The organism is Psychrosphaera sp. (genome assembly GCF_982872775.1).
This window is the reverse complement of sequence record NZ_CEYNSH010000081.1, coordinates 1-4,430: the sequence shown is the minus strand read 5'-3', so window position 1 is coordinate 4,430 and position 4,430 is coordinate 1. Positions and strand designations below refer to the sequence as shown.

The window sequence follows — 4,430 nt, the reverse complement described above, 5'->3', positions numbered from 1 at the left end:
CCACCGACACGGGGATTTTCAATCCCCTGCTCTACCGACTGAGCTATCGAGGCACTTTAAGTGCAAACCTGCATCAAGCTCTTCAGCTTGGTGCGGCGTGTATTAAACGGATTTTGGCATTCCAAGTCAACAAGTTTTTTAAATACATTGCTCAAGTGCGTGATATTTGTACACACCGAACAAATAATAACTACAAAGGTTAAACAGTAATCACTTTCTGGACGTTGTTGTTAAACTCTACGCCCACACGTAAGGCTTAGAATAATAATACCCTTGAACGATTTCTATCCCTGCACCTTTTACAAATGCCAGTTCTTCCTTCGTTTCTACACCTTCTGCAACGACTTTCATGCCAAGCGCCTGTGCCATCTCAACGGTAGACTTAATAATAATTTGGTTTTCTTCATGAGAGTGGCAACTATGGATGTATTGACGATCGATCTTGAGCTCTTGAAATGGGAATTCAGTTAACTGTTTCATTGTTGAGTAGCCTGTACCATAGTCATCAATGGCCAGTGAGCAACCCAACAGTCGCAAGCGGGTCGCAATTTCTTGCGCAGTTAGCAAGTTTTCAACCAAGCAAGTCTCGGTGATCTCTATGGTTAATCGACTTGGTTGAACACCAAACTCATTAAGTAACGAATCAATGTCATCGACTATACGGTGCGAGTTAAGATCGCGCATCGATAGATTCATTGAAAAATTAATATTGTCATATTTGGCCATACGGTCAAATGAAGAGCGGAATAGGACTTTGTTGAATTCTGAAATTCGGCCGTTCTCTTCAAAATCGCTAATAAACTGACTTGGATAAATAATTGATCCATCCGTCGCCTTTAAGCGCGATAGAATTTCATAACCAACAATATTTTCAGTATCTAAACAAATTTGCGGTTGAATAACCGGACACAGTGTTTCTTCATTGATTTCAAATTTATCTGGGTCGTAATTGCCATTTGTTGCAGCAAGCTCAGCGTTTTCAGCTGAGAGAATACGGGATAAAGCGCGATCGACTAAACCATTAAGCTGTTGCGCCGAAAAGGGTTTGGTTAACTGTCCCAAAATAGCTAAGTCGCGCTGTTTAGCAATCGACTCGGCCATAGACAGTACTTTTGACTCAAAGCCACTTATTACGACGACTTGGCCTTTATAATTTGCATCTCCAAGGAGTTTTAAAAATGCGATGCCGTCAATTTCAGGCATTTGTAAATCGACCAACACAAGATCATTGAATTCTGAATTAACAATCAAACTTTCAAGGCCCGCATTAGGATCGCTGAATAAGTTAACATTGTTTAAACCAATCTCTTGAAACTTATCCTCAATGAAGTGTAGGAAAAAAGGATCGTCATCCACTGCAGTGATCTTGTTTAATAATTTAATATATTCCATATTCCCAACACAAAAACCTTGATTAAACTGAGTTGAAACAGGTATTGTCTACTAAAGCATCGCTTGTATGCAAAAAGTGAACACCAGTTGCATATTATTAAGCTACTTCAGAACAATAATCAATAAGTAAAGTTCGTCTTTCATGGATAAAAAAAATCAAAAGCAAAAGTTTTTACGGATAACACACGTACTTTTAATCTGGCTAATCTTGTTCGGTTGTTTTACGGCAATGGCCGGATTTGGTGGCCTGTACACGTTTTCACAATGGCTAAAACCTGACCAACTGACTCATGGATTACAAAAGCATGTAGACTCGGTTGTAGAAGGGATGCCCCCTTATATATTAGACCAAGATCAAAAAAGTGCGGCACAATCATACATAAATGCGGTGCATGGGGAATCAACAAAAAAAGCATTCTTTTTATATCGTCTCGAAGAAGGCCAACTGAAAAGCCAAGCTGCAACTGAGAGCCTAGACGGATATATCCCAAGCCCAATTTTGGCTAACCATGTCTCCGATCTCAACAGTTGGGTAGAGATCAGAAAGATTGTCATGCTCAATGGTGAAGAGGCCGGCCTTGTCATTGGTACGATGCTAAAACAAAAAACCGATTTTGGTTTTATCCTCAGTCTATTTTTGGCTGCATTTTTGATTGCCATTGTGGTGAGCCGAATCATCACCGTGATGGTTAACACCTCCGTCAGTGCCGATGCCATGCCACTGATTGCCGAAACTAACCTCATTACGAACAAAAAGAAATTTGATAAACGTCTTGCCCCTAAACGTTTTGGTCCATTCGCTACATTGGCTGCAACGATTAATACTTTATTCAAAAAGATAGACAGTCTTATCAAAGACAACCAAGAGTTAGACATTGCCAACGACAAACTTGCTCAAGAAATGGAAAACAAAATTAATGAGCGTACCAACGCGCTTCGAATTGCCATGGAAGAAGCTGAGCAAGCTAACGAATCAAAATCGACGTTCTTGGCCACCATGAGTCATGAAATTCGAACGCCAATGAACGGCATAATAGGCTCTATCGACTTATTAAGAAAAAGTACGCTAAATCAAAACCAGTTTAGATTATCAGATACCATTCGCGAGTCTGCGTTTTCACTTTTACGAATTATTGATGACATCTTGGATTTCTCAAAAATAGAAGCTGGTAAGTTGGAAGTTGAAAGCATTCCAATGTCCATTAATGCTATTGTGGAAGCCGTAGGGCGAACCCTATTAAGTGTTGCCGAACAAAAGAATATTGATCTTAGGTTGTATTGCGATCCAGCCATTAGTGAAAACCTAATGGGTGACCCAATCCGTATACGCCAGATTTTGTTTAATTTAGCGGGTAATGCCATTAAATTTACAAACACCTCAAAGTCGAAAAAAGGTGTCGTTCAGATAAGAGCCGAAATAAGCGAGTCCAACCTTGAGTTTACCAATGTCGTATTAAGAGTCATTGATAACGGTAAAGGTATGACCGAACGCCAAGTAAATTATGTCTTCCAACCGTTTAGCCAGGCCGAAGGTTCAGTGACCAGACAGTTTGGTGGTACAGGCCTTGGATTAACGATTTGTCAGCGTCTAACTGACTTGATGTACGGTCATATTGACGTTAAATCTGAGTTAGGAGAAGGCTCAGAGTTCACCGTTTCTTTACCGTTAAGGTCTAGCCCTAACGCCAAACTGGATAAGAAATATGACTTCTCAGAATTGGATTTAGTTTGTTTTTCTAATGACTATCATCACATTAACGCAATGGAAGCTTACACTAAGCACTATGCGGCTAATGTTGATGTCGCGCATTCATTAGATGGTCTTAAGCATGTCGCTGAAAGTTACCAGTGTGATCCGGCCCACCAGTCCATTTGGGTAATTGATGCAACCTCTAATCACGATGAAACCCTCAAAGTTATCTATGACTTATTGGAGCAGCCAAACTTACAAGCTTCTCGTTTCTTGGTGTTGAGTAATACCATTGAAAATCAAGTCCAAGAGCACGACCGAATTTGGTATATGCACTCTATGCCTCTGTGTCGTAGTGGTTTATTAGAGCTGATTCAAGATGTTGCAGACAACAAACAACACTCTCCTGAAGAAGCAGTCGAGTCGAGTCACACTGCCGTTAAAGCAATGACCATTGAAGAAGCTCGTTCGAACAATCAACTTGTACTTCTCGCAGAAGACAACGCGATGAACCAGCAGGTAATCTCAGAGCAGCTCAATATGCTTGGTTACGCGGTAGAAGTCGCAAACGATGGCCAAGAAGCCATTGATATGTGGCGAAATAATAATTATCCGCTTGTGTTGACTGACTTACATATGCCAAATAAAAGTGGTTATGACGTAATCAAAGCCATTCGTGAAGAAGGTCCATCTCGTTCAGAAGACGCTGACTTTACCCGTGTGGTTGCCATCACAGCCAATGCCCTTAAAGGTGAAGAGCAAAAATGTATCAGTTTAGGTATGGATGGTTATTTAACCAAACCACTTGAGCTGTCAGATTTGGAAGTCGTGATGAAAAAGTGGTTACCACTTGAAGAGGACGAACACACCAAATTAGTTCAGGAGGCGACACGCACTAAACCTGTTGAAGCAATTAATGTTTCTAATGAGCCAATTCAAAAATCAGTGTTGGTTAGTTATTTAGGGAACGATCCTGCCCGTCACCTCAAGTATTTGGAGATGTTCAAAGACCGAGGCAACGACTTAATCGACAAAATAGGTGCAAGTATTGAAGCGTCTGAACGTGAAAACATTAAAAACCTAGCCCATCAGTTCAAGTCGATGTCTAAAAGTGTTGGCGCTATGCCGTTGTTTGACTCCTCATTAGAGCTTGAAAATAATGCAGGTAGCTTTAGCCAAGAAGAAATTGAAAAGCTTTATACTCAAATCTTAAAGCAGTTCAACCAGGTTATCTCTTTTATTAAAGAAGAATATCAAAGCCCAGAAGAAGTTGTACCAAGTATCAACCTAGACAGCTGATAGCTGATAGCTGATAGCTGATAGCTGATAGCTGATAGCTGATAGCTGA

The 4,430-nt window shown here is 40.5% G+C and carries 3 protein-coding genes; 2 read left to right on the top strand and 1 reads right to left on the bottom strand.

The features are described 5' to 3' along the window. A partial coding sequence (locus tag AC4E96_RS13875; RefSeq protein WP_490256250.1) for a hypothetical protein occupies positions 1–203 on the top strand: 203 nt, incomplete at its 5' end. A 34-nt stretch (positions 204–237) separates the two neighbouring features. On the opposite strand, the gene AC4E96_RS13870 is transcribed toward AC4E96_RS13875, so the two are convergent. After that, entirely contained in the window at positions 238–1,392 is a 1,155-nt protein-coding gene (locus AC4E96_RS13870) for an EAL domain-containing response regulator (protein WP_490256249.1), read from the bottom strand. Between the two features lie 142 nt (positions 1,393–1,534). On the opposite strand from AC4E96_RS13870, the gene AC4E96_RS13865 reads away from it, so the two are divergent. Then, positions 1,535–4,381, top strand: a complete 2,847-nt coding sequence (locus AC4E96_RS13865) for an ATP-binding protein (protein ID WP_490256248.1) — start codon at positions 1,535–1,537, stop codon at positions 4,379–4,381. Positions 4,382–4,430: the final 49 nt, after the last annotated feature.